A 26,062-nucleotide genomic window follows, 5' to 3' on the forward strand; every position below is an offset into this window, starting at 1 on the left:
CGCCCCGGTGCGCGCGCTCTTGGGGGCGCACCCCCGCGCGCGCCACCCCCCCCACCCCCCCCCACACAACGGTCAGCGGGGTGGGTCGGGGACGGCGTACGGCAGGCGATGCAGCGTGGTGGCGCGGGTCTCGGCCCGCTCCTGCTCCGCGCGCCCGCGCTCGAGCTCGCGGTCACGACGCTCGTGCAGGACGGCGTGCAGGAACGCCTCGGCCGGCGTACCGGGCGGCGGACCCGGCGCCACGAACGGCTCGATCCGGCCCGCGAGATCGTCGGCCAGGCCTGCGCGCGACGCGGCCGCGAGGCGCGGGGCGCGGTCGAGGAACTGCCGGGCGGCGAGGGCGAGCCCGTCGGGCAGCCGCCGGATGTCGGCCGTGCGGGCCCAGGCCGCCAGCTCCGGCGGCATGGCGAGCGGGACCGTCCGCGCTCGCCCGCCCCGCACCCGGATGACGTACGTGCCGGCCAGCAGGTCGCCGAGCCGCTTGCCGCGGGAGTTGGACAGCGACGCGATCAGGGCCACGCTGCCGAGCGTCAGCCACAGCTCGCCCACGCCCACCAGCGCGCGCACGAAGGCGTGCCGGAAACGCACCGGGCCGCCGTCGTCGCGCACCACGCGCAGCCCGGTGATCAGCTTGCCCAGCGACCGGCCGCGGCTCAGCGTCTCGACCGTCGTCGGCACCACGACCATCACGAGGACGGCGACGACGATGCCGGCCACCCGGGCCCACTGCTCGTCGATCGCCACGTCCTGCAGGGCGACGACGATCAGCAGCGCGATGCCGACGACGGCCAGCGCGGCGAGGTCGAGCAGCGCCGCCAGCGCGCGGCTCACGAACGACGCCGGCCGCGCGTCGAGCACCACGCCCTCGCCGATGACGATCCCGTCCTGCATGTGCATCCCCCGCTCGTGCGACGTCTCCCGTGTGGAAGGGTATCGACCGTGGACCTCGACGCCTTCACCGCCGTGCACAGCCCGCAGTGGGAGCGCCTGCGCGTCCTCACCCGCAAGCGGCGGCTCGACGGCGCCGAGGCCGACGAGCTGGTGCGCCTCTACCAGGCCGTGGCCACGCACCTGTCCACGGTGCGGTCGGCCGCGCCCGACCCCGTCCTCGTCACGAAGCTCTCCGACCTGCTGAGCCGGGCCCGCGTGCGGGTCGCGGGCACGCACGAGCCCGCGTGGGCCGATGTCGTCCGCTTCGTCGTGGTGACGGTGCCGGCCGCCCTGTACCGGGTGCGGTGGTGGACGCTCGGCGTCGTCGTGGTGTGCCTCGCGCTCGCCGTGGTCGCCGGGTACCGCGTCGCCACGGACCCGGACGTCCTCGCGCAGATGGGCACGCCCGCCGAGCGCGAGGCGTACGTCAACGAGGCGTTCGCGTCCTACTACGACCCGGGGGCGTCGTTCGCCGCCATGGTGTGGACGAACAACGCCTGGATCGCCGCACAGTGCGTGGGCCTCGGCATCACGGGTGTCTGGCCCGCGTTCGTGCTGATCCAGAACGCGGTGGGCGTGGGCGCCACCGGCGGGATGATGGCGGCCTACGACGAGCTGGACGTGTTCCTGCAGCTCATCGCGCCGCACGGGCTGCTCGAGCTCACCGCCGTGTTCGTCGCCGGCGCCGCCGGGCTGAAGCTCTTCTGGACGGCGGTGTCGCCCGGCCCGCGGCCGCGCACCGTCGCCCTCGCGCAGGAGGGCCGCGCGCTCGTCACCGTCGCGATCGGGCTCGCGGGCGCGCTGGCGGTGTCGGGGCTGATCGAGGGGTACGTGACGGGCTCGACGCTCCCGTGGTGGCTCAAGATCGTCATCGGCGCGATCGCGCTCGCCGGCTTCTGGGTCTACGTCGTCGTGCTGGGCCGCCGCGCCACCGCCGCCGGGCTGACCGGCGACCTCGACGCCGACCGGGCCGGCGAGGTCGTGCCGACGGTCGGCTGACCGGCACAACCGCCTGTCGGCAACTGCTGGGTCAGAGACGCCCGGCCGCCTTGAGCGCGAGGTAGGTGTCCGCGAGCCGGGGGGCGAGGTCGTCCGGCAGCGCCTCGACGACCTCGGCCCCGTGCTGGCGCAGCACGGTGGACACGGCGGCGCGCTCCAGGTCGGCACGGGCCGCCGCGGCGGCGTCGTAGACCGCGGCCGCCGACGACCGGTCGGCGCGCAGCCGGGCGGCGTCCGCGTCCGTCACGGCGGCGACGACCACCTGGTGCGTGCCCGACAGCCGGTCGATCACCGGCAGCAGACCGGTCTCGACGGCCGCCGGGTCGAGCGAGGTCAGCAGCACCACGAGGGAACGCTGCGAGACCCGCTGGCGCACCTGCCCGACCAGGCCCGGCCAGTCCGTCTCCAGGAGCGCCGGCTCGACGGTCGACAGCGACTCGGCCAGCGCGGGCAGCAGCCGCGGGCCGGACGCGCCCGCGACCCGCGCGCGCAGCGCCCGGTCGTACGCGAGCACCTGGACCCGGTCGCCGGCGCGGTCGGCGAGCGCGCCGAGCAGCAGGGCGGCCTCGATCCCCGCCTCCAGCCGCGTGCCGCCGAGCGACGACGGCGCGTCGTCCGGGCCCTCCGCCCGCTCGGCATCAGCCATGTCCTCGGGCACGGCCGCGGTGCCGATCCGTGCGGCGGAGGTCCGGCCGGTGTCGAGCACGATCACCACGCGCCGGTCGCGCTCGGGCCGCCAGGTGCGCACGACGACGTCGCCGCGGCGCGCGGTGGCGCGCCAGTCGATCGAGCGCACGTCGTCGCCCACCACGTACTCGCGCAGCGAGTCGAACTCGGTGCCCTCGCCGCGCACCTGCACGGCGGCCCGGCCGTCCATCTCCCGCAGCCTCGCCAGCCGCGACGGCAGGTGCCGCCGGCTCGCGAACTCGGGGAGCACCCGCAGCCGCGCCGGCACCGCGATCGAGGCCTGGCGCGCCGCGACGCGCAGCGGCCCGTACGAGCGGATCGTCACCGGACCGGCGACCCGGTCGCCGCGGCGCGTCGGCCGCAGCGGGGTGCGCACGCGGGCCGCCTCCCCGGGCGGGAGGTCGACGTCGTGCCGCGCGGAGCGGGCCACGACCGGCTCGCCCGCGGCGGCCCCGTCCACGTGCAGGTTCGCGTCCGGCACGAGCGAGGGTGGCCAGGCGTCGCGGACGACGGCCCGCAGCCGTCGTCGTGCCGTGTTCGTGACCACCAGCTCCGAGCGGGCCGTCGTGCCGAGCCGTGCCGACCGCGGCGTCCGGCGCTGGAGCGCGACGGCGCGCGGCGACGCGGCGAGCGCGACGTCGACGGCGCACACGGCCGCCACGACCAACGCCCACACCACGACCGTCCCCGGTACGGGGAACAGCGCCACCGGGACCACCCCGAGCGCCGCCAGGACGACGGCACGCCATGTCAGCGCCATCTCACCACCACATCCACCGTCACGACACCGCCTGCCCCCGACACCGCGTCGCCGCGCTCAGCGCGGGACGGGGACGGTCGCGAGCACGGTCGTCAGCACGCTCTCGGCGGTGACGCCCTCGAGCTCCGCCTCGGGCCGCAGCTGCACGCGGTGCCGCAGCGTCGGGTGCGCGAGCGCCTTGACGTCGTCGGGCGTCACGTACGAGCGCCCGGACAGCCACGCCCAGGCTCGCGACGTCGCGAGCAGCGCAGTGGCGCCGCGCGGCGACACGCCGAGCGACAGCGAGGGGGAGCGGCGGGTGGCGCGGCACAGGTCGACGGCGTAGCCGAGCACCTCGGGGGCGACCTGGACCTGGCGCACCTCGGCGCGCGCGGCGGCGAGCTGCCCGGGGCCGGCGACCGGCCGGACGCCCGCCGCGGCCAGGTCACGCGGGTCGAAGCCGGCGGCGTGCCGGGCCAGCACCTCGATCTCCTGCTCGCGCTCCGGGACGGGCAGCACCACCTTGAGCAGGAAGCGGTCGAGCTGCGCCTCCGGCAGCGGGTACGTGCCCTCCTGCTCCACCGGGTTCTGCGTGGCGATCACGAGGAACGGGTCGGGCAGCGGCCGCGGCGTGCCGTCCACGGACACCTGCCGCTCCTCCATCGCCTCGAGCAGGGACGCCTGCGTCTTCGGGGGCGTGCGGTTGATCTCGTCCGCGAGCAGCAGGTTCGTGAAGACGGGGCCCTCGCGGAACGAGAACTCGGCGGTGCGCGCGTCGTACACGAGCGAGCCGGTGACGTCGCCGGGCATGAGGTCCGGCGTGAACTGCACGCGCTTCGTCGACAGGTCGAGCGACGCGCCCAGCGCCCGCACCAGCAGCGTCTTGGCGACGCCGGGCACGCCCTCGAGCAGCACGTGCCCGGAGCACAGCAGCGCGATGAGCAGGCTCGTCACCGCGGAGTCCTGGCCCACGACCGCCTTGCCCACCTCGCTGCGCACGCCGGCGAGCGCGCCGCGCAGCTCGCGGGACGGGGCGGCCGGGGCTTCCGGCGCCGCGGGCGCGGGCGGCTCGGCATGCGCCGCCGGCGGCGACTGCGGGGCCGCCGGGCCGCCCGGCGTGGCGGTCGACGCGGTGGTCTCGACAGGGGCCGCGGGCGGCGTGCCCTGCGGGTTCTCGTCGGGGGTCGTCACGATCGGTGGACCTCGCTCTCCAGGGTGTCGAGCCGACGCGCGAGCTCGGTGAGCGCGTCGTCGTCGTGGGGTGGTGGGCCGTACAGCAGGTCGGCGACGTCGTGCGCGGACCGGCCGGTGGCGCGGGCGACGGCGTCGGTGAGGGCCGTGGCGTCGGCGGACCGGGGCACGCCGAGACGGCGCGCGACGGTCTCGGCCGTGGCGGCGCGCAGCCCCGCGGCGGCGTGGCCGCTCGAACGGGTCCTCCGGTAGAGGCGACCTCGGCCGCGGGTGGTCTCGGCGGCGCGGACCACGACGGGCAGGGGCTCCGCGACCAGCGGTCCCAGCCGGCGCGCGCGCCACACGGCGGCGACGAGCACGACCAGCAGCGCCCACAGCCCGACGACGCCGGCCCACGGCGGGAGGATCCCCGCGCCGGCGGACGGCGCGCCGCCCTCGCCCGTCGTGCTGGTGTCCAGCGGGTCCGGGACGAGCCACACGAGCGTGTCGCGCGCGCCGAGCAGGCCCAGCGCGAGCGCCGCGTTGCCGTCGTCGAGCACGGCGCCGTTGGTGACGAAGGACGGGTCGTCGACGGCGGTCACGGTGCGCTCTCCGCCGGAGGACCGGACCTGCGCGAGCGCCGCGAGCCCGTCGGTCGGCCAGCACAGCGTCACGTCGGCGGCCCCGGGTTCGGCCTGCAGGCCCGGCACGAGCCGCATCGCCCCGGCGCGCACGGCGAGCGGCAGGTCGCACGACGGCTCGACGGCGCCGCCGGGGGCGACGGCTCCCGGTAGGCGGGTCACGGCGGCGTCGGTGGCCGCGCGCACCAGCATGTCGTCGGCGCCGAGCAGCACCAGGTCCGCGTCGACGCCGGCCAGGGCGTCGGCCTGCTCGGGCAGCAGCATGCTCCCGGGGGTCACGAGCAGGGTCGTGCCCGGGCCGGCCGCCGCGACGGCGTCGGCGACGCGGGTGACGTGCTGCACCTCGACGCCCTGGCGCCCGAGCACCTGCGCGACGGCGCGCGCGCCGTTCGGCTGCGCGTTGTCGGGCGCGTACGGGGTGGTGGACGTGACCGGGCGCTGCACGGCGAGCACGGCCACCACGAGCGCCAGCACGCCCAGCACGAACAGCGTCCACCGGGCCCGGCGCCAGCGGCGCACGGTGCGGCTGCGGCCGGTGCTGCCGTCGCCCGTCACGACCGGGGACGTCACCGCGTCCGGCGAGCCGGTGCCCACGACGGTGCCCCGGACCGGGCCCTGCGCCGTCTGCGTCTGGGTCTGGGTCGTCACGGTGCCCCCACCTCGCCGGTCGTCGCGGCGGCGAGGGGCGCGGGGCGCAGGGCGCGCACCCGCTCGTCGAGGTCGCGCAGGCGCCGGTCGTCGTCGGGGCCGGCGGGGAGCGTGCCGTAGCAGACGTCGTCGAACAGGCGGGCCGCGTCGTGCAGCTCCGCGGCGACGGTGGGCAGCCGGGTGGCTGTGTCGTGCGCGGCCTCCTGCGCGGTGCGGCCCGGACGTTCGTCCAGCACGACCCGTTCCTCCAGGGAGCGCACGAGCGCACGGAAGCGGTCGAGCACGGCCGCGGACCAGTCCCCGCGGGCCGCGGCGGCGTCGGCGGACGCCCGGAGCTCGGCGGCGGTGCGCTCGTCGCCGTCGAGCACGACGACGGAGCGCCGCCGGCGCCGCGCCACGCGGACGGGCCCCGCGACCCACCAGGCGATCGCGGCGACGAGCACCACGACCACGACGACCACGAACGCGAGCGGGAAGCGCCCCGCACCGAGGGTCAGGCCGTCGAACAGGTCGCCGAGCCAGGCGAGCAGGCGCTCCAGCAGCGACGGCGCGGTCGAGTACTCGGGGCGCGACAGCTCCTCCAGGAGCCAGCCGTGCGCCGTCTCCCGGTCGGGGACCACGGGCACGCCGGCGGGCAGCACCGCCACCACGGCCCCGTGCACCGCCGCCCCCGCGCCGTTCACGCGAGCATGCCGGGCGGCGGGCCGGGCTCGCCGCCGCTCCGTCCGCCGTCGTTCGCCTGCGCGGAGGCGGCGAGCTGCACGTCCAGGCCCTCGCGCCGCATCCGCACGTCGATGTAGAGCAGCGCGACCACCGAGGCCACGAAGATCACGGTGATCGCCGCGGTGATGACCGACGACAGCACGCTGACCACGAGCGTCGCCGTCGTGAACGTCTCGATGCTGCCGCCGGCACCGCCGACCATGCCCGCGATGACGCTGAGCGGGATCGTGATGATGTAGGCGGCGGCGCTCACGATGACCAGCGCGAGCAGGTAGATGCCGAACAGCCGCCAGAAGGAGCCCCGCGTCAGCCGCCAGGCGCGCCCGATCGTGCGGCCCAGGCCCTGCCCCTCGAGCGCCAGCGCCGGCGCGACGAGCCCCACCCGCACGCCGAGCCAGACGAACAGCACGACGTACCCGAGGGCGAGCACGAACCCGAGGCCGATCGCGGCCCCCACGGACCGGTCGGCCACCAGGGCGACGAGCAGGACCAGGACGAGGAACCACACGAACGTCACGACGGCGCCGGCGACCGTCCGCAGCAGGGACCAGCCGACCAGCCGGCCCACCCGGCCCTGCAGGCGTTCCCAGACCTCGCCGAGGCTGAGCTTCCGGCCGATGACCGACTGGCTCACCGACACGGTGAGGATGCCCTCCACCACCGGCTGGGCCAGGAGCATGGTCAGGCTCGTCCCCAGCGAGGTCGCCACGGCCTGCGCCATGAGGTTGTCGAACCCGAGGTCGGCGAGCTCCGGGTCGGTCGCGGTGAGCGACGAGAACGACGACGAGATCGCCGGCACGATGAGCTGCGCGACGAGCACGCCGAGGACGGTCGCCACCAGGATCACGAGGGTGGCGGCGCCGAGCATGACCTTCGGGTTGTGCCGGATCGCGGTGAACGCGCCGTCGTAGATCTCGCCCAGCGACAACGGGCGCAACGGCACGACGCCGGGCTTCGTCGCGGGCGGGGCGGCGGGCGCACCCGGCGGCCGACCGTACTGCTGCTGCCCGTACTGGCCCTGCCCGTACTGCTGGCCGTACTGGCCCTGCCCGTGCTGCTGCCCGTAGCCGGGCGGCTGCGGGGCACCCCCGGGCACGCGCTGGCCGTAGCGGGGCGGCTCGGTGGCGTCCCCCCAGCCGGACGGCGGCTGGGGCTGGTCGGGCGTGCTCATCGCGGCCTCCCGGGCGGCAGGGCGGTCGGGTCGTGCCGACGCGTCGTCGGCGGACGGGACTGTCGGGGCTGTGCTGGTTCTGCTGCTGGATCGAGTGCTGGATCGAGTGCTGGTGGGACCGGGCGTGACGCCGGTCGCCCCGACCCTAGTACGGCGCGCCACGACCCTCACGCGGCTATCCACCGGACCTTGCGCCGTGGCTGGCAGAATGGGCGCATGAAGTCCCGTGTCCTGGTGGTCGACGACGACACTGCGCTGTCCGAGATGATCGGCATCGTCCTGAAGTCCGAGGGTTTCGAGCCGACGTTCTGCGCCGACGGCGACGGCGCCCTCGTCGCCTTCCGCGACGAGCAGCCGGACCTCGTCCTGCTCGACCTCATGCTGCCCGGCAAGGACGGCATCGAGGTCGCCCGCGAGATCCGTGCCGAGTCCGGCGTCCCGATCATCATGCTCACGGCCAAGACGGACACCGTCGACGTGGTGCTCGGCCTCGAGTCCGGCGCCGACGACTACGTGACGAAGCCGTTCAAGCCGAAGGAGCTCGTCGCGCGCATCCGCACCCGGTTGCGCCGCAACGACGACCCCGGCCCCGAGCGGCTGCGCATCGGCGACGTCGAGATCGACGTCACCGGCCACAACGTGGTGCGCGACGGCGAGCGCATCGGCCTCACCCCGCTGGAGTTCGACCTGCTCGTGGCGCTGGCCCGCAAGCCCTGGCAGGTGTTCACGCGTGAGGTGCTGCTCGAGAAGGTCTGGGGCTACCGGCACAGCGCCGACACCCGGCTGGTCAACGTGCACGTGCAGCGCCTGCGCTCCAAGGTGGAGCGCGACCCCGAGAACCCGACGGTCGTGCTGACCGTGCGCGGCGTGGGCTACAAGGCCGGTGCCCCGCGCTGAGCCCGCCGCGCGCCGCGTCCGCCGGACGTGGCGGCGGTGGCGCGCCTGGACCGTCTCGCGGACCCGGTACCTCGTCCGGCGGTGGCGGTCGTCCCTGCAGCTGCGGGTCGTGACGTCGGCGCTCGCCTTGGGCGTCGTCGCGGTCGCGCTGCTCGGCCTCTACCTGTCCGTCTCGATCCGCGACGGGCTGTACGAGCAGCGCGTGGACCGCATCGAGCGCGAGAACGCCTCGATGACCGAGCAGGTGCGGAGCGCGTTCGACATCTCGCCCGCGACGTCGAACTCCGACCTGCAGCTCCTGCTGGCGCAGATGGTGCGCACCCTCGCGGCGGGTGCGTCGAGCGCGCAGGACTTCCTCTTCCTCAGCACCCCCGACCAGCAGCGGCGGATCGGCGACCCCGGCACGCAGCCGGAGCTCGAGTCCATCATCAGCGAGGACCTGCGCGAGGCGACCCGCGCCACCGACGGGCAGGTGCTGCAGTCCGTGCAGATCCCTGCCGAGTTCACGGACAGCGAGGCCCCGGAGCCGGGCGTGATCGTCGGGTCGACGGTCGAGGTGCCGTCCATCGGCACGTACGAGCTGTACGCGATCTACTCCCTGCAGGCCGAGCAGGAGACCCTGTCGTTCGTGCAGCGCACGCTCGCGATCGGCGCGCTCGCGATCCTCGCGCTGCTCGGCGCGCTCACGTGGGTCGTGACGCGGCAGACGGTCGCCCCCGTGCGGCGTGCGGCGACGGTCGCGTCGCGGCTGGCCGACGGTCATCTCGACGAGCGGCTCCCCGACGCCAAGGGGCAGGACGAGATGGCGACCCTCACCCGCACGTTCAACGAGATGGCCGGGAACCTCGAGGACCAGATCGCCCGGATGGAGGAGCTGTCGGCGGCGCAGCGCCGGTTCGTCTCCGACGTCTCGCACGAGCTGCGCACGCCGCTGACCACGATCCGGATGGCCGGCGAGGTCATCCACGCCTCCCGTGACGAGCTCGACCCCGCCGCCCGCCGTTCCGCCGAGCTGCTGTACACGCAGCTCGACCGCTTCGAGATCCTGCTCACCGACCTCCTCGAGATCAGCCGCTTCGACGCCGGCGCGGCCGTGCTCGACGTCGAGCAGCGCGACCTGCGTGACGTCGTCGCGGCCGTGGCCGACGCGTCGATGCCGCTCGCCGAGACCAAGCACGTCTTCCTGTCGGTGACGCTCCCCGACGAGCCGGCGACGGCGGACGTCGACCCGCGGCGCGTCGAACGGATCGTGCGCAACCTCGTCGTGAACGCCGTCGAGCACGCCGAGGGCAAGCCGGTCGAGGTCACGGTGGGGGTCGACGCCGACGCCGTCGCCGTCGTCGTGCGCGACCACGGCGTGGGGCTCGCGCCCGAGGACCTCGACCGCGTCTTCCATCGTTTCTGGCGCGCGGACCCTGCCCGCGCCCGCACCACCGGCGGCACCGGGCTGGGCCTCGCGATCTCGCTCGAGGACGCGCGCCTGCACGCGGGCCGCCTCGAGGCGTGGGGGCGCCTCGGGGAAGGCGCGAGCTTCCGGCTCACGCTGCCGCGGCGCGCCGGGATCCGCCTGCACGGTTCTCCGCTGCCGCTCGAGGGGCCGTCGACGGGCGTCACCGCGCCGCCCACGGGCCAGTTGCCGGTGGTGAACCCGCCGACCGGGCCCACCCCCACCGCCATCCCGGAGCTCGGGGTCGTGGACGCCGACGGCGTGGACATCGCCCACGCGCCCGTCCCGTCCGCCTGGCCGGACGACGAGGAGGAGATCCGATGACGGCGCCACGCACCGCCAGGCCCGTGCGTCGCCAGCGCCGTCGGGTCGCGGCGCTGCCGGCCGCCCTCGTCACCGTGCTCGCCGTGCTCGCCGTGACGGTCGCGTGCGCGCGCATCCCGACGAACGGGCCGGTGCGCGACGGCGACACCGAGCTGGAGAACATCAGCGAGATCGGCTACATCGCGTCCGGGCCCGCGACCGGTGCCAGCCCCGACCAGGTGGTGCAGGGCTTCCTCAGCGTGGCCCAGCTCGGCCCCACGTCGAGCTCGTCGTTCGCCGTCGCGCAGGAGTACGTCACCCAGGAGGCGTGGGAGGGCTGGGACCGGTACGCGCGCGTGCTCGTGCTGGAGGAGGACCCCGAGCTCGACCTCACGGACGTCCCCGCCGACGCGACCGAGGCGACCGTCGACGCGACCGTGCGCGTGGTCGCGACGCTCGACGAGCGCGGGATGTACACCGAGGAGGCCCGGACCAACGAGTTCACGGTGCCGTTCGGCCTGACCCGCAGCCCGGGCGGGGAGTGGCGGATCTCCCAGCTCGAGGACGGCCTCATGCTCCCGTCCGCGTTCTTCGGCCAGGCGTTCCACCCGACGACCCTCTACTTCCCGACACCCGACCTCGCCTGGTGGGTGCCGGACATGCGGTGGTTCCCGCGCCAGACCTGGCGCACCGACGCGACCAGCGAGATCCTCGCCGGCCCGCCGGAGTGGCTGCAGGACTCGACGACGACCGTCATCCCGGAGGGCACGTCACTCGCCATCGACGCGGTGACGGTGACCGACGACGGCACCATCGACGTGAGCCTCACCTCCACGATCTCGCAGGCCAGCGCCGACCAGCGGGCGCTCGCGACCGCGCAGCTGCAGGCGACGCTCGCCGAGGGGGAGGGGCGCACCGTCGTGCTCTCCGACCAGAACACGCCGCTCACGACCGAGGATGCCGACGCGATCTCCACGCCCAGGACGCGGGGGGAGGCGCTCGCGCTCGCCGACGGCGAGCTGGTGCGCGTCGTCGGGCGTGAGCTGCGCGACCCGGACGAGCCCGTCTCGCTCGGCGGGCTCGACCCGACGGCGCTCGCCGCCGGCCCCGGCGACGACCCGATCGTGGTGCGCGACGGCGCGGAGCGCATCGTCCGCGTCAGCGGCGCCGGCGCGCCCGACGTGCTCCTGTCGGGCTCGAAGCTCGTGCCGCCGTCCGTCGACCGGTTCGGCGCCGTGTGGAGCGCGCAGGGCTCCGAGCTCCTCGTGGCGATGCCGTCCGGCGCGGTGCGGACGCTGGACGTCGACTGGCTCTCGTCCCGCACCGTCAGGTCCGTGCGGGTCTCGCCGGAGGGCGCCCGCGTGGTGATCGTCAGCTCCGGCCCCAGCGGTCGCCTCGTGCACGTGGCCGGCGTGGTGCGCGACGCCGAGAACGTCCCGACCGGCCTCTCGGCGCCAGTGCAGGTCGGCGCCTCGGTGAGCCAGGTGACGCAGGCGGTGTGGCAGGACGAGGCGGCCCTCGCCCTGATCGGCCAGGAGGCCGACGGCGACGAGGCGGTCTTCCTCACCGGCGTCGGCGGGCTGTCCGGCCAGGGCGGGCTGTCCCGCGCGCAGCCCGGCGTCCCGGACCCCCGCTCCGTGACCGCGTCCGTCGGCACGGGGGCGATGCTCGCCATCGACAGCGGCGGCACCCTGTACTCGCGGCAGAGCTCCGCGCTCTGGTCGATGGTGTCCGACGGCGTCGAGCTGGTCGCCTACCCCGGCTGACGACGCGCCCGCGCGACGACGGGCACCCGAGGCTGCCCCCAGGTCGCCGCCGTCCCCAGATCGTGGTGCGGCTCCCGCGCGGCAGGGCCGGGCGGGGCACGCTGCACGGGTGCCCCAGACGTCGAGCGCCCCGTCCCGCATCCCGTCGCCGGTCGTCCGGCCCGACGGCGCCCGGCCCGACCCCGCGCCGCCGCCCGTGCGGTGGCTCCGCGAGCTCGGCCGGCTCGTCGTCCCCGTGTCGTGCCCCGGCTGCGGCGCCCTGGACGTGCCCTGGTGCCCCGCCTGCGAGGCCCTGCTCGGCGCACCCCCCGCCCGGGTCGAGTCCGCGGCCCCGCGCCTGGACCGCCTCGACGGCGTCCCCGCCCTGCCCGTCTGGGCGCTCGCGGCCTACGCCGGACCCGTGCGGGAGCTCGTCGTCGCCTGGAAGGACCGCGGGCGCGCCGACCTCGACCGGCTCGTCGGCCCGCCCCTCCGGTCCGCGGCGCGCGGCGTCGCCGTACCCGCCGCGCACGCCGTCGCCGGGCGTCCGCTCCTCGTGGTCGGCGCGCCCTCCACCGCGTCGTCCCGCCGGGCCCGCGGACGCGACCACGTGCACGCCCTCGCGCGCGCCGCCGCGGCCGGGCTGCGCGACGCCGGCCTCGCCGCGGCCGTCGTCCCGGCGCTGGCGCGGCGCGGCCACGGGCGCGACCAGGTGGGCCTCGGCGCGCGCGCCCGGGCGCGCAACCTCACCGGCTCCGTCACGACCCGCGACCGGGTGCTGGCCCGTGCCGGCGGGGCCCGCCCCGCGGTCCTCCTCGTCGACGACGTGGTCACGACCGGCTCCACCCTCGCGGCCGCTGAACGCGCCCTCGAGGACGTCGGCGCGGACGTCCTCGGCGCCCTCGTGCTGGCCGCCACCCCTCCTCCCGGGGCCGTCACGAAAGAGGTGAGGAACCTCCTCGCGCCCCCGGTATCCGTGGCGCACGAGAGGGGGTTAGCCTGGGGGTCCCACGCGGGCGAAACGCCCCCGAGACCTCGGTCCGGGTCGTTCGCCCGTGCGACCCACGAGCGGTCCGGACACGCGTCCGGCGACCCGGGAGGTGGTGCCGAGCACGGTGCCCCGGACGGGGTGCCCAGACGGACAGACTCGGGCCGCTCGTGAAGTGGGCGGCCTCACGACGAAGTGGAGCAACACGATGGAGATCGTCGTCGTCGGCAGGCACACGGAGGTGGCGGACAGGTTCCGCCGGCACGTGGAGGACAAGCTGAGCAAGGTCACCCAGCTCGCACCGGCCGCTCGCCGGGTGGACGTGGAGGTGACGCGCGAGAACAACCCGCGGCTCTCCGAGGTCCGCGAGCGGGTCGAGCTCACCGTGCACGACAAGGGGCCCGTGATCCGCGCGGAGGCCGCGGCGGACGACAGGTTCGGAGCCCTCGACATCGCGTTGGACAAGCTCACCGAGCGGTTGCGCCGATCGCGCGACCGCCGCAAGGACCACCGCCGCCGCGCGGGCGGCGACGTCCTCCCGTCCGTGGACGTCCGCCCCTACGACCAGGTCGCCGCCGCCGAGACCGCGGCACAGCCGTCCGCCCCCGTCGCGCTCGCCGAACCCGGCGACGCCGTCGAGGAGCAGCTCGGCGACTCCCCGGTCGTGATCCGGCGCAAGCTGCACCACGCCGAGCCGATGACCGTCGACGACGCCGTCTACCAGATGGAGATGGTGGGTCACGACTTCTTCCTCTTCATCTCGAAGGAGACGGCACGTCCGTCCGCGGTGTACCGCCGGCGGGGCTGGACGTACGGCGTCATCGAGCTGGACTCGACCGTCGGCGGCGTGGAGCCGGTGACCGAGCTGACGTGACCTGATCCCACCGTCGGTCGAGCGTGTCGAGACCACGGTGCGGTCCGAGCCGGTCGAGGCCTTCGTCGCGGGGACGCGTTCACGGGCGCCAGGGCGCCCTCCACTTCGGGAGGGATACGTCCCCGCGACGAAGGCCTCGACCGGCTCTCGTCTGTCCGCTCGCCGTCCCCGGCGGTTGAGCTGTCGAAACCACAGGGCCCGTCCTTCCCCTGTCGGTGGCCGTCGGCAGGATGGGCGGGTGGACTCCCTCTCGCTCGCGCAGGCCCGCCGCGCCGCCCTCGGGGCCCAGGGGCTGGCCCGCCCTCGACCGGACACCTCCGGTGCTGCCGGCGGCGGGGTGACGATGCGGCGGGCGATGGCGACGGTCGAGCAGCTGAACCTGCTGCAGATCGACTCCGTGAACGTCCTGGCGCGGGCGCACCTGATGCCGTTGTACTCGCGGCTCGGGCGGTACGACGTCGGGCTGCTGGACCGGGCTGCGGGGCGGGCCCCGCGGCGGATCGTGGAGACGTGGGCGCACGTGGCCTCGTTCGTGCCGGCCTCGACCTACCCGCTGCTGGAGTGGCGGCGGCGCAACTACCTCGACGAGGCCTGGGGCACCATCGCCGGGGCTCCGCTGGCGCACGCCGCCGAGATGGACCTGGTGCGGCAGCTCGTCGCCGAGCGGGGGCCGGTGACGGCCCGCGAGATCCACGACGAGCTGGTCGCCACCGGGCGGTCGGGGCCGCGCTCGCGGGAGGAGTGGGGTTGGAACTGGACGATGGCCAAGCGCTGCCTCGAGTTCCTGTTCTTCACCGGCGAGGTGATGGCCGCGCGGCGCAACACCGCGTTCGAGCGCTGCTACGACCTGCCCGAGCGCGTGCTCCCGCCGGCGGTCCGCGCGGCGGCACCGGTGCCCGACGACGAGGCCGTGCGGCGGCTGCTGGAGCTCGGCGCGCGGGCCCACGGCGTGGGCACGGTCCGCTGCTTCGCGGACTACTTCCGGCTGCGCGGCCCGGCCGTGCGCCGGGCCCGGGACGAGCTGGTCGAGGAGGGCGTCCTCGTGCCGGTCGAGGTGCGCGGCTGGGACGCGCCCACCTACCGGCACCGGGACGCCCGCGTGCCGCGCCGGGCGCAGGCGCGCACGCTGCTCAGCCCGTTCGACCCCCTCGTGTGGGAGCGGCGGCGCCTCGAGGCGCTCTTCGACGTCTACTACCGGATCGAGATCTACGTGCCTGCGCCGCAGCGGGTGCTCGGGTACTACGTGCTGCCCTTCCTCGAGGGCGACGCCATCACTGCGTTCGTCGACCTCAAGGCCGACCGGCAGGCGGGCGTCCTGCGCGTCCAGGCCGTGCACCCCACCGTCCACGCCGGCCCCGACACCGCGGGCGCCCTCGGGGCGGAGCTGGCCGTGCTCGCGGGCTGGCTCGGGCTCGGCACGACGGCGGTCGCGCCGGTCGGCGAGCTCGCCCCCGCGCTGGCCGGCGCGGTGCGCGCGGCGTAGGGCGCAGGGCGTCGCACGCGCTCGTAGGATCGGCGCCACGACGTCGGGCCCGTCCGCGTCGGTCGGGACGTCACCAGGTCAGGAGCGCTGATGGCCACGGCCGTGCTGTACCTCGCCGCGGCGCTGGCGGGCGGCCTGGCGGCGACCCTGCTGCGGCTGCCGCCGCTGGTCGGGTTCCTCGCCGCGGGCTTCGCGCTCGGTGCCGCGGGCGCGCCGGAGCTGCCCGGGCTGGAGACCGTGGCCGAGCTGGGCGTGGCGCTCCTGCTGTTCGCGATCGGGCTGAAGCTCGACGTCCGCTCGCTGCTGCGCCCGGAGATCTGGCTCACGACCGTCGCGCACCTGGTGCTGAGCGTCGCCGTCGCGGTCGGGTTCCTCGGCCTGCTCGCCGTCGTCGGTATCCGGCTGCTCGCCGACGAGTCCCTCGGCTCCCTGGCGCTCGTGGGCCTGGCGCTCTCCTTCTCGTCCACGGTCTTCGTCGTCAAGGTGCTGGAGGACCGCTCGGACACGACGGCCCTGTACGGGCGCATCGCCGTCGGCGTGCTCGTGGTGCAGGACATCGTGGCCGTCGCCTTCCTCGCCGTCTCGACGGGGGAGCCGCCCAGCCCGTGGGCGCTCGCCGTCGTCTTGCTGGTGCCGGGCGCGTGGGTGCTGCGCCGGGTGTGGGACCGGGCCGGGCACGGCGAGCTGCAGGCCCTGTTCGGCGCCTTCGTCGCGCTCGTGCCGGGCTTCTGGCTGTTCGACGCCGTCGGCCTGTCCGGCGACCTGGGCGCCCTCGTGATGGGGGCGCTGCTCGCCGGGCACCCGCGGGCCACCGAGCTCTCCCGCTCCCTGCTCACCGTCAAGGACCTCGCGCTCGTCGCGTTCTTCCTGCAGATCGGGCTGCACGGGATGCCCGCGCCCGGCGACCTGGCGCTCGCGGCCCTCCTGCTCGTGCTGCTGCCGCTCCAGGCCGCCGGCTACGCCCTGTTGCTGTGGCTCATGCGGCTGCGGCGGCGCACGTCGTTCCTCGCGGGCCTCGCGCTCGGCAACTTCTCCGAGTTCGGCATCATCGTCGTCGCCTTCGGCGCGACGGCGGGCCTGCTCGACGACGAGTGGACGGTGATCGTCTCCCTCGCGGTCGCCGCCAGCTTCGTCGTCTCCGCGATCGTCAACCGGCGCGGCGTGGAGCTCGCGGCCCGCCTCACCGTGCTGCTGCCGCGCCGGGACGTCGACAGGCTACACCCCGACGACCGGCCGGTCGACATCGGCCGTGCCGACGCCGTCGTCCTCGGGCTGGGACGGGTGGGATCCGCGACGTACCGGCGGCTGCGCGACGTCCACGGGCTGTCGGTCATGGGGGTCGAGCACGACCGCACCCGCGTCGACGCACTGCGGGCGGAGGGCATCGCCGTCGTCCCCGCGGACGCCACCGACACGGAGTTCTGGGCGCGGGTCAAGCGGGCCGGACAGGTCCGTCTCGCCGTGCTCGCGATGCCGTTCCACAAGGCGAACCTCATCGCCCTGGCCCGGCTGCGCGCGGTGGGCTTCGCCGGCCGGGTGGCGGCGATCGCCCGCTACGACGAGGACGCCGACGAGCTGCGCCGCCACGGCGCGGACGCCGTCTTCCACCTGTACGGCGCCGCGGGCGCCGAGCTCGCCGACCGCGCCGCCGCCGACCTCGCCCCCGGCGCGGGCCGCGACCCCGAGACGCTGTGAGCGGGCGTTCGGCCCGGTCTCGGCGCCCGGACCGGGCCAGACGCCCGCTCACAGCACCCCCGCGGGACGGGGCGCCGTTTCGTCCGTCGCGAACCCGTGCCGGACTCCCAGGTGATCCGCCTAGGATGGGGCCGGTGTGACCCAGGCGACGGCGCGGACGTGCGAACCCGACCGCCCGTCGTCGCCCGTCGTCGCGCCGCACGGTCCCGGACATCCCCGGGGCGCCACCGACCCTGGAGTACTGCGTGCCTGCGATCCTCGAGAAGGTCCTCCGTCTTGGCGAGGGCCGGATTGTCAAGAAGCTCAACAGCCTGGCCCAGCAGGTCAACCGGCTCGAGCCCAGCTTCGAGGAGCTGAGCGACTCCGAGCTGCACGAGGAGACCGCCCGGTTCAAGGAGCGCCTCGAGCACGGCACCTCGCTCGACGAGCTGCTCCCCGAGGCGTTCGCCGCGGTGCGCGAGGCCGCGCGCCGCACCCTCGGTCAGCGGCACTTCGACGTGCAGCTCATGGGCGGCGCGGCCCTGCACCTCGGCAACATCGCCGAGATGAAGACCGGTGAGGGCAAGACGCTCGTCGCGACGACGGCCGCCTACCTCAACGCGCTCGAGGGCAAGGGCGTGCACGTCGTCACCACGAACGACTTCCTCGCGAAGTACCAGGGCGACCTCATGGGCCGCGTCTACCGCTTCCTCGGCATGACGACGGGCGTCATCGTCTCGGGCCAGACGCCGGACGAGCGCCGCAAGCAGTACGCGGCCGACATCACGTACGGCACGAACAACGAGTTCGGCTTCGACTACCTGCGCGACAACATGGCTTGGTCGCCCGACGACCTGGTGCAGCGCGGCCACCACTTCGCCATCGTGGACGAGGTGGACTCGATCCTCATCGACGAGGCCCGCACCCCGCTCATCATCTCCGGGCCCGCGTCCGGCGACGCCAACCGCTGGTACACGGAGTTCGCCAAGGTCGTGCGTCGTCTCGAGGTCGAGAAGGACTACGAGGTCGACGAGAAGAAGAAGACCGTCGGCGTGCTCGAGCCCGGGATCGAGAAGATCGAGGACTACCTCGGCATCGACAACCTCTACGAGTCGCTGAACACGCCGCTGATCGGCTTCCTCAACAACGCCATCAAGGCGAAGGAGCTGTTCAAGCGCGACAAGGACTACGTCGTCCTCAACGGCGAGGTCATGATCGTCGACGAGCACACCGGCCGTATCCTCGCCGGCCGCCGCTACAACGAGGGCATGCACCAGGCCATCGAGGCCAAGGAGGGCGTGCAGATCAAGGCGGAGAACCAGACGCTCGCCACGATCACGCTGCAGAACTACTTCCGCCTCTACAGCAAGCTGTCCGGCATGACCGGTACGGCCGAGACCGAGGCCGCCGAGTTCCAGGGCACCTACAAGCTGGGCGTGGTGCCGATCCCCACGAACCGGCCCATGATCCGCATGGACCAGGCCGACCTCGTCTACAAGAACGAGGACGGCAAGTTCAACGCCGTGGTCGAGGACATCGTCGAGCGGCACGCGAAGGGCCAGCCGGTGCTGGTCGGCACCACGAGCGTCGAGAAGTCCGAGCTGTTGTCGGGCCTGCTCAAGCGGGCGGGCGTGCCGCACAGCGTCCTGAACGCCAAGGAGCACGAGCGCGAGGCGTCCGTCGTCGCGCAGGCCGGCCGCAAGGGCGCCGTCACCGTCGCCACCAACATGGCCGGCCGCGGCACCGACATCATGCTCGGCGGCAACGCCGAGTTCCTCGCCGTCACCGAGATGGCCCAGCGCGGCCTCGACGCGGGGGAGGACCCGGAGACCTACGAGGCGGCCTGGCCGGACGTGCTCGAGAAGGCCAAGCAGGCGGTGGCGTCGGAGCACGAGGAGGTCACCGAGCTCGGCGGCCTCTACGTGCTGGGCACGGAGCGGCACGAGTCGCGCCGGATCGACAACCAGCTGCGCGGTCGCTCCGGCCGTCAGGGCGACCCGGGCGAGTCGCGGTTCTACCTGTCCATGCAGGACGATCTCATGCGCCTGTTCAACTCGGGCCTCGCGTCCTCGATGATGGACCGTGCCGGCTTCCCCGACGACATGCCGCTCGAGTCGAAGATGGTGACGCGCGGCATCCAGAGCGCGCAGTCGCAGGTCGAGGCCCGCAACTTCGAGATCCGCAAGAACGTCCTCAAGTACGACGACGTCCTGTCGCGGCAGCGCTCCGTCATCTACGCCGAGCGCAAGCGCGTCCTCGAGGGCGAGGACCTCGAGGAGCAGGTGCAGCACTTCCTCACGGACGTCGTCACCGCGTACGTCGACGGCGCGACCTCCGAGGGCAACCCCGAGGCCTGGGACCTGGACGCGCTGTGGACGGCGCTGAAGTCGGTGTACCCGGTGTCGATCACGCCGGAGGACGTCGTCGAGGAGGCGGGCGGCGTCGGCCGGCTCAGCCACGAGATGATCCTCGAGGAGCTGCTCTCGGACGCCCGCGTGGCGTACGAGGCGCGCGAGGAGTCCCTCGGCGAGCCGGCGATGCGCCAGCTCGAGCGTCGCGTCGTCCTGTCGGTGCTCGACCGCAAGTGGCGCGAGCACCTCTACGAGATGGACTACCTCAAGGAGGGCATCGGCCTGCGCGCGATGGCGCAGCGCGACCCCCTGATCGAGTACCAGCGCGAGGGCTTCCAGCTCTTCCAGGCGATGACGGAGTCCATCAAGGAGGAGTCCGTCGGGTTCCTGTTCAACCTGGACGTGCAGGTGCAGCAGCCCGGTGCCCAGGGCGCCCCCGGCGCGCCCGTGATCTCCGCGGCCAGCGCCGCGGCGGCCGCGCAGTCCGACGCAGGACAGGTCGTGGCCGGCGCGACGACGCCGGCCGCCGAGGCCGCCCCGGTCGCGGAGCCCGCGACCCCGGAGGCTCCCGCGACGGCGGCCGAGCCCGAGCCCGCCCCGGCGGCGGCCGCCCCCGCGGCGGAGGAGCCGGTGCTCCTGGCCAAGGGCCTCGACGCCCCGGCGCCGCAGCGGCTGTCCTACTCCTCGCCGAGCGAGGACGGCTCGACCACGACCACGGGCGGCGCCACCCGCCGCTCCCGGCGGGAGCTGCACGGCGAGGCCGCGGCCGCCACCAGCGACGGCCGGACCTTCCCCGGCACGCCGCGCAACGCCCAGTGCCCCTGCGGCTCGGGCAAGAAGTACAAGGTCTGCCACGGCATCAACGAGGAGTAAGGGGCCGGTCAGCCCACCTCGAGGACGGCGACCCGCCACGCGCCCCGGCGCGCCTCGAGCCGGACGGCGGCGGCGCGCACCCGGCCGTCGTCGTCCAGGACGACGGTCGCCTCGGCCACGTCGTCGCCGAGGCGGACCAGCCGGACCCGCCGCACCTGCACCGGCCGGTGCGGCTCCTCGTGCCGCAGCAGGTCGTGCGCGAGGCCGATCCGGGCGCGCTCGGCGAGCTGGTCGCGCACCTGGGGCGTGACCCAGCGAGCGAGCTGCGCCGCTGGCCGCTCCCCGCGCAGCACCTCGACCGCGGCACGCACGACCGTGCAGCACTGCGCGGTCGGGTCGGGCAGCGGCGCCGGAGCGGTCTCACGCAGCGGCCGTGCGGGGCCGTCCTCGTCGTCGGCCGCGGCACGACGCACGCCCTCGGCGCCGACCCGCACGTGCCGCGGGCGGGACGCCGGGCGGGTGCTCGCCTCGGGATAGCCCGCCGGGCCGGTCGGGCGTGGTGGTGCCGACACGCGCACGGCATGCCGCGCGGGGGAGCGGACGTCGTCCGGCGCGTCGGGGGCGGCGTCCGTGCGGCGGTCCGCCCCTCCGTCCGCCTCGCCGTCCGGGGCGGCGGAAGGCCCGGTGCCCGGCCTTGCGTTCGCCCCACCGCCCGACGTCGTGGGCGTGCCGTCGGGTGCCGGTCGCGCCTCGGGTGCGTCCGGGGCCGCGGGGCCCGCGGGAGGGCCCGGGGGCGGGGGAACGCTCGGTGCAGGCGCGGTCGTCGTCGCGGTCATGGTGCCCTCCGGTAGGTGCGGGAGTCGTGGGGAGGTCGGTCCGTCAGGCCGGGGCGCGCAGGATCTGGCCGGGGAGGAGGACGTCGGGGTCGGCGCCGACGACGTCGCGGTTCTCCGTGTGCCAGCGCGTTACCTCGCGGAGGATCTCCGCGTCGGTGGGGGAGCCGCCGAGCGACCGGGCCGCGATGTCCCACAGCGTGTCGCCGCGGAGGACGACGCGGGTGCCGTCGTCGTCCGTGACCGCCGGGGCGTCGTCGGCCGCCCCCGCGGCGTGGCGGGACACCGGGGTGGCCGCGATCTCCTCGACGGGCGCGTCCTGCTCCGCCTCGTCCTCGCTCTCGACGCCGGCATCGGCGGGCGCCACGGCGGGGTCGGCTGCGACGTCCGTCTCCTGGTCGACCCGCTGGTCCTGCGGGGGACCGGCCGGCTCCGCCGAGGCCGGGGCGTCGGGGCCCGTGGGCTGCCACCCGAGGTCGAGGACGACGGACGGGCCGTCGGCGGCCGGCGCGGTGGGCGGGGAATCGGCCGCCAGCGCAGCGGTCGGGGCGAGCGCGAGGCCGGTGCCGACCCCGATGCCGACGGCGGACCGGACCAGGCGGCGGACGGCGGCGGGTGCGAGCCGCTCGACGGCGGCCTCGCCGGCACGCCACCGCCGGCCGAGCAGCGACGCGGCGACGCAGGCCAGGGCCAGCGCCCCGCTCAGCGCCAGCCAGGCGGCGGCGACCAGCCCGGCGGTGAGCACGGCGAGCTCGACCCACCGGTCGACGGTGAGCCCGGCCGCCGAGGCGGCGGTCCGGGGAGCGAGGGCTGCGACTCGCAGCAGCAGGGCGGCGCCGGCGGCGGCGGCCGTGACCGTGAGGGCGACGAGCCGGCCGAGACCGGCGGGCCCGCCGGTGCGGGAGGGGGCGTCGCCTCGTCGCGCGCCCCGGTCGGGGTCCGTGCTGCCGGACATCGAGGTCTCCTTCGTCCCACCGCTCTCATCCCGAATCGTCCATGGTGATGTGGGTTGATAGCAATTGATGTGTTCTGGTGGTGGATATTGAAGCGGATTGGTGCCGGGTCTGTCCACCCGGGCATCCTGTGGGCACCGACCGTCGACGAAGAGGAGCCTCATGACACCCGCGGGCCCGGCCAGGTGGGAGAGGCTCTTCGCCGATCTCGAGGCACGCTTCGACGCCGAGCAGGCTGCCGAACGGGAAGGCGCGGTGGCCGAGCTGACCCGGGCCGAGCAGGCGTCGATCCCGCTGGCCGACCGGCTGCGGGCCGCGACCGGCTCGGTGCTGCGGCTCGAGCTGCTCGACGGCGAGGGGATCGAGGGCCGGCTCGCCCGCGTCGCGCACACGTGGCTGCTCCTCGACGGGACCGGCGCCCGCGGCCGGGTGCAGCACCTGGTGCCGCTGGCCGCGCTCGCCTCGGTCGTCGGCCTCGGCCGGCTCGCGGCGCCGTCACGGGCGCGCACCGACGGCCTCGGGCTGGGCCACGTGCTGCGCGGGCTCCAGCGTGACCGCGCCCGGGTGCTGATCCGCACCGCGGGCGGGTCGGTCACCGGCCGGGTCGGGCGCGTCGGCGCCGACCATCTCGACGTCGAGGAGGCGGAGCGTGCGCAGCCGGTCGTGCGGACGGTGCCGTTCGGGGCCGTCCTGCGGGTCAGCGAGGCCTGAGGCCGCCCGCGGGCGGCACCGGGGTCAGAGGTCGCCCGACGCGATCCGCTCGCGCGTGCGGGCGTACTGGTGCTCGATGTACTCCTCGAGCTTGCTCGCCTCGACCCGCCACACCTTCTTGGGGCCCACCTGGATGGCGGGCAGCTCGCCCGAGCGCACGAGCGAGTAGGCCTGGGTGCTGGAGATGTTGAGCATCTCCTGCACGTCCGCGAGGGAGAGGAACCGGCTGGCCATACGGGCAATTCTGGCACAGCGGTCACGGGCGATGACCTCGGTTGTCCACAGTGGTTGCCGAAAGCACGCGCGGGGTGCCTGATGATAGGTTCCGGCCCGATGCGGCGCCGAGGCCGCGTCCAGACACCCCGGAGGACGTCCGTGAGCAACGACACCTTGCCGGCACCCGTGGCCGCGCGACTGCGCCGCCCCACCTGGCGCGATCCCCGGCTGGTCGTCGGCGTCGTGATCGTCGCCGCGTCCGTCGCGCTCGGCTCGTGGGCGGTCTCGTCCGCGGGCCGCACGGTGCCCGTGTACGCGGCGGACGGCGCCCTGACGCCCGGCGAGACCGTGGACGTGTCGCGGCTGCGCACGGTCGACGCGCGGATCGACGCGGGGACCGAGCTGTACCTGCGCGCGGACGAGGCGCTGCCGGGCGAGGTCGTCGCGCTGCGGGTGGTCGACGACGGCGAGCTCGTGGCCCGCTCGGCCCTCGGCGACGCCGCCGACGTCGACGTGCGCTCCGTCTCGGTGCCGGTCGACCAGGCCATGTCGTCCCGGGTGCGGCCCGGCTCCGCCGTCGACCTCTGGTCGACGCCCGAGGCGCCTGCCGGCGCCGCCGCGTCGGCGGCCGAACCGTCGCCGCTCGTCGAGGGGGTCGTCGTGGAGCAGGTCGACGACGCGGGGTCCGGCCTCGTCGTCGCGGACGGGGCGACGCTGCACGTGCTCGTGCCGTCGGCCGACCTGCCCGTGGTCCTCAAGGCGCTGGCGGCGCCCGGCAGCGTGACCGTGGTGCCGCAGGCCGGGGCCGGCGTCTGATGGGGAGCGTCACCGTCCTGTGCGCCGTGCGCGGGGCGGCGGAGACCGACGTCGTCGTCGCCCTCGGGGGCCCCGGTTCGGGCGCGACCGTCACGCGCCGGTGCGGGGACGTGGCCGAGCTTCTCGCGGCGGCCGCGGCCGGGGCGGGCGCCGTCGCGCTGGTCTCGGGCGACCTGCCGGGCCTGGACCGCGAGACGGTCGGGCGGCTGCACGCCGTCGGCGTCCGCGTGGTCGCGCTGGGCGACGACGTCGCGCCGGCCGCACGTCTGCACGCGCTCGGCGTGGACACCGTCGTCGAGAGGTACGACGAGGCCGTCCTGCTCGCCGCCGTGCGGGACAGCGCTCCGGTCGCCGCAGCCGCGTCGACCGTCCGCGCGCCCGACCACCTGGTGCTGGGCCAGGCGGACCAGGCGGACGAGGCGCTCCTCGACGAGGACGGGCTCGGGCTCGACGGCGTCGTCGCGGACGACGCCGCGCCTCGCCGGGGGCGCGTCGTCGCCGTCTGGGGCGCGGTGGGCGCGCCCGGGCGCACGACGACGGCGCTCGAGCTCTCGGCCGCACTCGGCGGTCTGTCCCGGGGGCGCCGCCGGCACCGCCGTGCCCGCCGTGAGGCGACGACGTCGGAGCCCGAGGAGGTGCTGGTCGTCGACGCCGACACGTACGGCGCGTCGGTGGCGGCCCGCCTCGGCCTCCTCGACGACGCCCCCGGACTGGCGGCGGTCGCCCGCGCTGCGGCGCACGGGACGCTCGACCTGCCGACGCTGGCCCGGTACAGCCCGGTCGTCGGGGGCAGGCTGCGCGTGCTGACCGGGATCACGCGCGCCGCCCGGTGGCCCGAGCTGCCCGCCAGCGCGCTCGAGGTGGTCCTCGAGCGGGCCCGCGAGCTCGCCGACTGGACCGTGGTCGACTGCGGTCCGCTCCTCGAGGCCGACGAGCTGCTCATGTACGACACGCACGCGCCGCAGCGCAACGGCGCGACGCTCGCGGCGCTGCAGGCGGCGGACGTCGTCGTGGTGGTCGGCGCGGCCGACCCGGTGGGCGTCCAGCGCCTCGTGCGCGGGCTCGAGGACCTGCGCGAGGTGCCCGTGCCGGTGGCGGGCGAGCGGGTGGTCGTCGTCAACCGGGTCCGTACCTCGGCGGCGGGCCCGCGCCCGGAGGCGGCGGTGCGCGAGGCGCTGGCGCGCTACGCGGGCGTGCAGGACGCGCACGTGGTCCCGGACGACGCCGCCGGTCTCGACGGCGCGTTGCTGGCGGGCCGCACGCTCGCGGAGGAGTCTCCCGCGTCCCCGGTGTCGGTGGCGTTCGAGTCGCTGGCCCGGCGGGTGCGGGCCGCGGTCGTGGCGGCGGAGCCGGCGGGGGTGGGCATCGACGGGTGAGCCGGCGGGGTGGGCGTGCGGTGCGAGCGCCGGGACGCGGCTCGCGGCAGACTGTGCCCATGCGCATCTACGTTCCCGCCACGCTGGACGAGCTCGAGGGCGCCGCGATCGCCGCGGCAGGGGCGCGGTGGGACGTCCCCGCACGCCGGGCGCACGCCGTGACGCCCGCGCTCGTCCGCGAGCTGCCCGACGAGGACGACGAGAGCCGCGAGTACGAGGCTTTCCTCGCTGCCGCGGACGACTCGCTGGCCCTCGTGGCCTCCCGGCGGACCGCCGTGCCGCTGCGCGTCGTCGCGTCGTTGGACGTGCCGGACCGGGAGGTCACCGTGGCGGACGGCGCCGACGAGCCCAGCGCCGTCGACGTCGCCGCCCTGACCGGTGTGGCCGTCGTCGCCGTCCACGTCGACGAGCCCGAGGCGGCGCAGGACGTGCGCGCGGTCCTCGCCGCCGCCGACGAGGAGAACGACGCCGAGCGCGCGGGTGACGCCGGCGCGACGTCCGAGACGGCCCTCGACGCCGCGCTGCAGCGCGTCACCGACCGCGACCTGCTCTGGTACGACCCGACCGAGATCCCCCAGATCCCCCGACCCTGAGCGTGTGAGCGGGCGTTTGGCCCCGTATCCCGACCGCAACGGGGCCGAACGCCCGCTCACAACGCGGGCCGGTGGGGGCTCGCCGTCGCGCTGGTCGCCGTCGGCGGGGCGCTCGTCGCGTGGGGGACCGTGCCGCTGATCCGCACGCGCATCACCCCGGAGCTCCTGCGCCGCGAGTAGCCCGGAGCGTTGTGAGCGCGACTTCGGGGACTATTCGGCCGCGAATAGTCCCCGAAGTCGCGCTCACAACCACGGACGGGTGGTGTCAGCCGAGGGAGACG

22 protein-coding genes are annotated in these 26,062 nt (G+C 75.6%); 13 read left to right on the forward strand and 9 right to left on the reverse strand.

The window, feature by feature from the left end; translation table 11 throughout:
* Positions 1-72: 72 nt before the first annotated feature.
* A complete protein-coding gene (locus ABZ493_RS20010) occupies positions 73-897 on the reverse strand; it encodes an RDD family protein (RefSeq protein ID WP_430583881.1) in 825 nt (274 codons plus the stop codon).
* Between the two features lie 42 nt (positions 898-939).
* Here ABZ493_RS20010 and ABZ493_RS20015 point away from each other — a divergent pair, with 42 nt between their 5' ends.
* Positions 940-1,929 (forward strand): stage II sporulation protein M, encoded by a 990-nt coding sequence (locus ABZ493_RS20015; protein ID WP_430583882.1) that lies wholly within the window; start codon positions 940-942, stop codon positions 1,927-1,929.
* A gap of 31 nt (positions 1,930-1,960) precedes the next feature.
* On the opposite strand, the gene ABZ493_RS20020 is transcribed toward ABZ493_RS20015, so the two are convergent.
* Genes ABZ493_RS20020 through ABZ493_RS20040 form a run of 5 tightly spaced genes read right to left on the reverse strand, consistent with a single transcriptional unit; the run spans position 1,961 to position 7,708 of the window.
* Entirely contained in the window at positions 1,961-3,376 is a 1,416-nt protein-coding gene (locus ABZ493_RS20020; protein ID WP_430583883.1) for a DUF58 domain-containing protein, read from the reverse strand.
* Positions 3,377-3,433: 57 nt separating this feature from the next.
* Complete coding sequence (locus ABZ493_RS20025; protein WP_430583884.1) at positions 3,434-4,546, reverse strand: MoxR family ATPase; 1,113 nt, start codon at positions 4,544-4,546, stop codon at positions 3,434-3,436.
* Entirely contained in the window at positions 4,543-5,814 is a 1,272-nt protein-coding gene (locus tag ABZ493_RS20030) for a DUF4350 domain-containing protein (RefSeq protein WP_430583885.1), read from the reverse strand. Before ABZ493_RS20030 ends, ABZ493_RS20025 begins: the two co-directional genes overlap by 4 nt.
* Positions 5,811-6,497, reverse strand: a complete 687-nt coding sequence (locus tag ABZ493_RS20035; RefSeq protein ID WP_430583886.1) for a DUF4129 domain-containing protein — start codon at positions 6,495-6,497, stop codon at positions 5,811-5,813. Before ABZ493_RS20035 ends, ABZ493_RS20030 begins: the two co-directional genes overlap by 4 nt.
* Entirely contained in the window at positions 6,494-7,708 is a 1,215-nt protein-coding gene (locus ABZ493_RS20040; RefSeq protein WP_430583887.1) for a glycerophosphoryl diester phosphodiesterase membrane domain-containing protein, read from the reverse strand. The genes ABZ493_RS20035 and ABZ493_RS20040 overlap by 4 nt, the downstream gene beginning before the upstream one ends.
* Before the next feature lie 216 nt (positions 7,709-7,924).
* Here ABZ493_RS20040 and mtrA point away from each other — a divergent pair, with 216 nt between their 5' ends.
* The 8 genes from mtrA (at position 7,925) to secA (ending at position 20,343) form a co-directional block, all read left to right on the forward strand.
* Positions 7,925-8,605, forward strand: coding sequence for an MtrAB system response regulator MtrA (gene mtrA / locus ABZ493_RS20045; RefSeq protein WP_430583888.1), 681 nt, complete (start codon positions 7,925-7,927; stop codon positions 8,603-8,605).
* Complete coding sequence (gene mtrB, locus ABZ493_RS20050) at positions 8,592-10,376, forward strand: MtrAB system histidine kinase MtrB (protein ID WP_430583889.1); 1,785 nt, start codon at positions 8,592-8,594, stop codon at positions 10,374-10,376. Before mtrA ends, mtrB begins: the two co-directional genes overlap by 14 nt.
* On the forward strand, positions 10,373-12,121 hold the full coding sequence (locus ABZ493_RS20055; RefSeq protein ID WP_430583890.1) for an LpqB family beta-propeller domain-containing protein: 1,749 nt from the start codon (positions 10,373-10,375) through the stop codon (positions 12,119-12,121). Before mtrB ends, ABZ493_RS20055 begins: the two co-directional genes overlap by 4 nt.
* A 109-nt stretch (positions 12,122-12,230) precedes the next feature.
* On the forward strand, positions 12,231-13,262 hold the full coding sequence (locus tag ABZ493_RS20060; RefSeq protein WP_430583891.1) for a phosphoribosyltransferase family protein: 1,032 nt from the start codon (positions 12,231-12,233) through the stop codon (positions 13,260-13,262).
* 34 nt (positions 13,263-13,296) lie between these two features.
* Positions 13,297-13,962 (forward strand): ribosome-associated translation inhibitor RaiA, encoded by a 666-nt coding sequence (raiA, locus tag ABZ493_RS20065; protein ID WP_430583892.1) that lies wholly within the window; start codon positions 13,297-13,299, stop codon positions 13,960-13,962.
* A gap of 238 nt (positions 13,963-14,200) precedes the next feature.
* Positions 14,201-15,445 (forward strand): crosslink repair DNA glycosylase YcaQ family protein, encoded by a 1,245-nt coding sequence (locus tag ABZ493_RS20070; protein ID WP_430583893.1) that lies wholly within the window; start codon positions 14,201-14,203, stop codon positions 15,443-15,445.
* A gap of 90 nt (positions 15,446-15,535) precedes the next feature.
* On the forward strand, positions 15,536-17,140 hold the full coding sequence (locus ABZ493_RS20075) for a cation:proton antiporter family protein (RefSeq protein ID WP_430583894.1): 1,605 nt from the start codon (positions 15,536-15,538) through the stop codon (positions 17,138-17,140).
* A 245-nt stretch (positions 17,141-17,385) separates the two neighbouring features.
* The gene (gene secA / locus ABZ493_RS20080; protein WP_430583895.1) at positions 17,386-20,343 is read left to right on the forward strand and encodes a preprotein translocase subunit SecA; all 2,958 of its coding nucleotides are present in this window, start codon (positions 17,386-17,388) and stop codon (positions 20,341-20,343) included.
* An 8-nt stretch (positions 20,344-20,351) separates the two neighbouring features.
* Here the strand turns inward: secA and ABZ493_RS20085 are convergent, their stop codons facing one another.
* Positions 20,352-21,119: an Rv3235 family protein gene (locus tag ABZ493_RS20085; RefSeq protein WP_430583896.1), complete on the reverse strand. Its 768-nt coding sequence runs from the start codon at positions 21,117-21,119 to the stop codon at positions 20,352-20,354.
* Positions 21,120-21,162: 43 nt separating this feature from the next.
* Positions 21,163-22,071: a LysM domain-containing protein gene (locus tag ABZ493_RS20090; RefSeq protein ID WP_430583897.1), complete on the reverse strand. Its 909-nt coding sequence runs from the start codon at positions 22,069-22,071 to the stop codon at positions 21,163-21,165.
* A 160-nt stretch (positions 22,072-22,231) separates the two neighbouring features.
* On the opposite strand from ABZ493_RS20090, the gene ABZ493_RS20095 reads away from it, so the two are divergent.
* Positions 22,232-22,780, forward strand: a complete 549-nt coding sequence (locus ABZ493_RS20095; protein ID WP_430583898.1) for a hypothetical protein — start codon at positions 22,232-22,234, stop codon at positions 22,778-22,780.
* Between the two features lie 24 nt (positions 22,781-22,804).
* Here the strand turns inward: ABZ493_RS20095 and ABZ493_RS20100 are convergent, their stop codons facing one another.
* Complete coding sequence (locus tag ABZ493_RS20100; protein WP_429735024.1) at positions 22,805-23,014, reverse strand: helix-turn-helix domain-containing protein; 210 nt, start codon at positions 23,012-23,014, stop codon at positions 22,805-22,807.
* Positions 23,015-23,155: 141 nt separating this feature from the next.
* On the opposite strand from ABZ493_RS20100, the gene ABZ493_RS20105 reads away from it, so the two are divergent.
* From ABZ493_RS20105 to ABZ493_RS20115, 3 genes are read left to right on the forward strand one after another with little or no spacing between them, the layout of a single operon-like run.
* A complete protein-coding gene (locus tag ABZ493_RS20105; protein WP_430583899.1) occupies positions 23,156-23,812 on the forward strand; it encodes a hypothetical protein in 657 nt (218 codons plus the stop codon).
* Positions 23,812-25,188 (forward strand): hypothetical protein, encoded by a 1,377-nt coding sequence (locus ABZ493_RS20110; protein WP_430583900.1) that lies wholly within the window; start codon positions 23,812-23,814, stop codon positions 25,186-25,188. The genes ABZ493_RS20105 and ABZ493_RS20110 overlap by 1 nt, the downstream gene beginning before the upstream one ends.
* A 59-nt stretch (positions 25,189-25,247) precedes the next feature.
* A complete protein-coding gene (locus ABZ493_RS20115; RefSeq protein WP_430583901.1) occupies positions 25,248-25,781 on the forward strand; it encodes a hypothetical protein in 534 nt (177 codons plus the stop codon).
* The last annotated feature ends 281 nt before the right edge of the window (positions 25,782-26,062 follow it).

Source organism: Isoptericola sp. NPDC019482 (assembly GCF_040632295.1).
In the GTDB taxonomy this organism is placed as follows: Bacteria; Actinomycetota; Actinomycetes; order Actinomycetales; family Cellulomonadaceae; genus Isoptericola.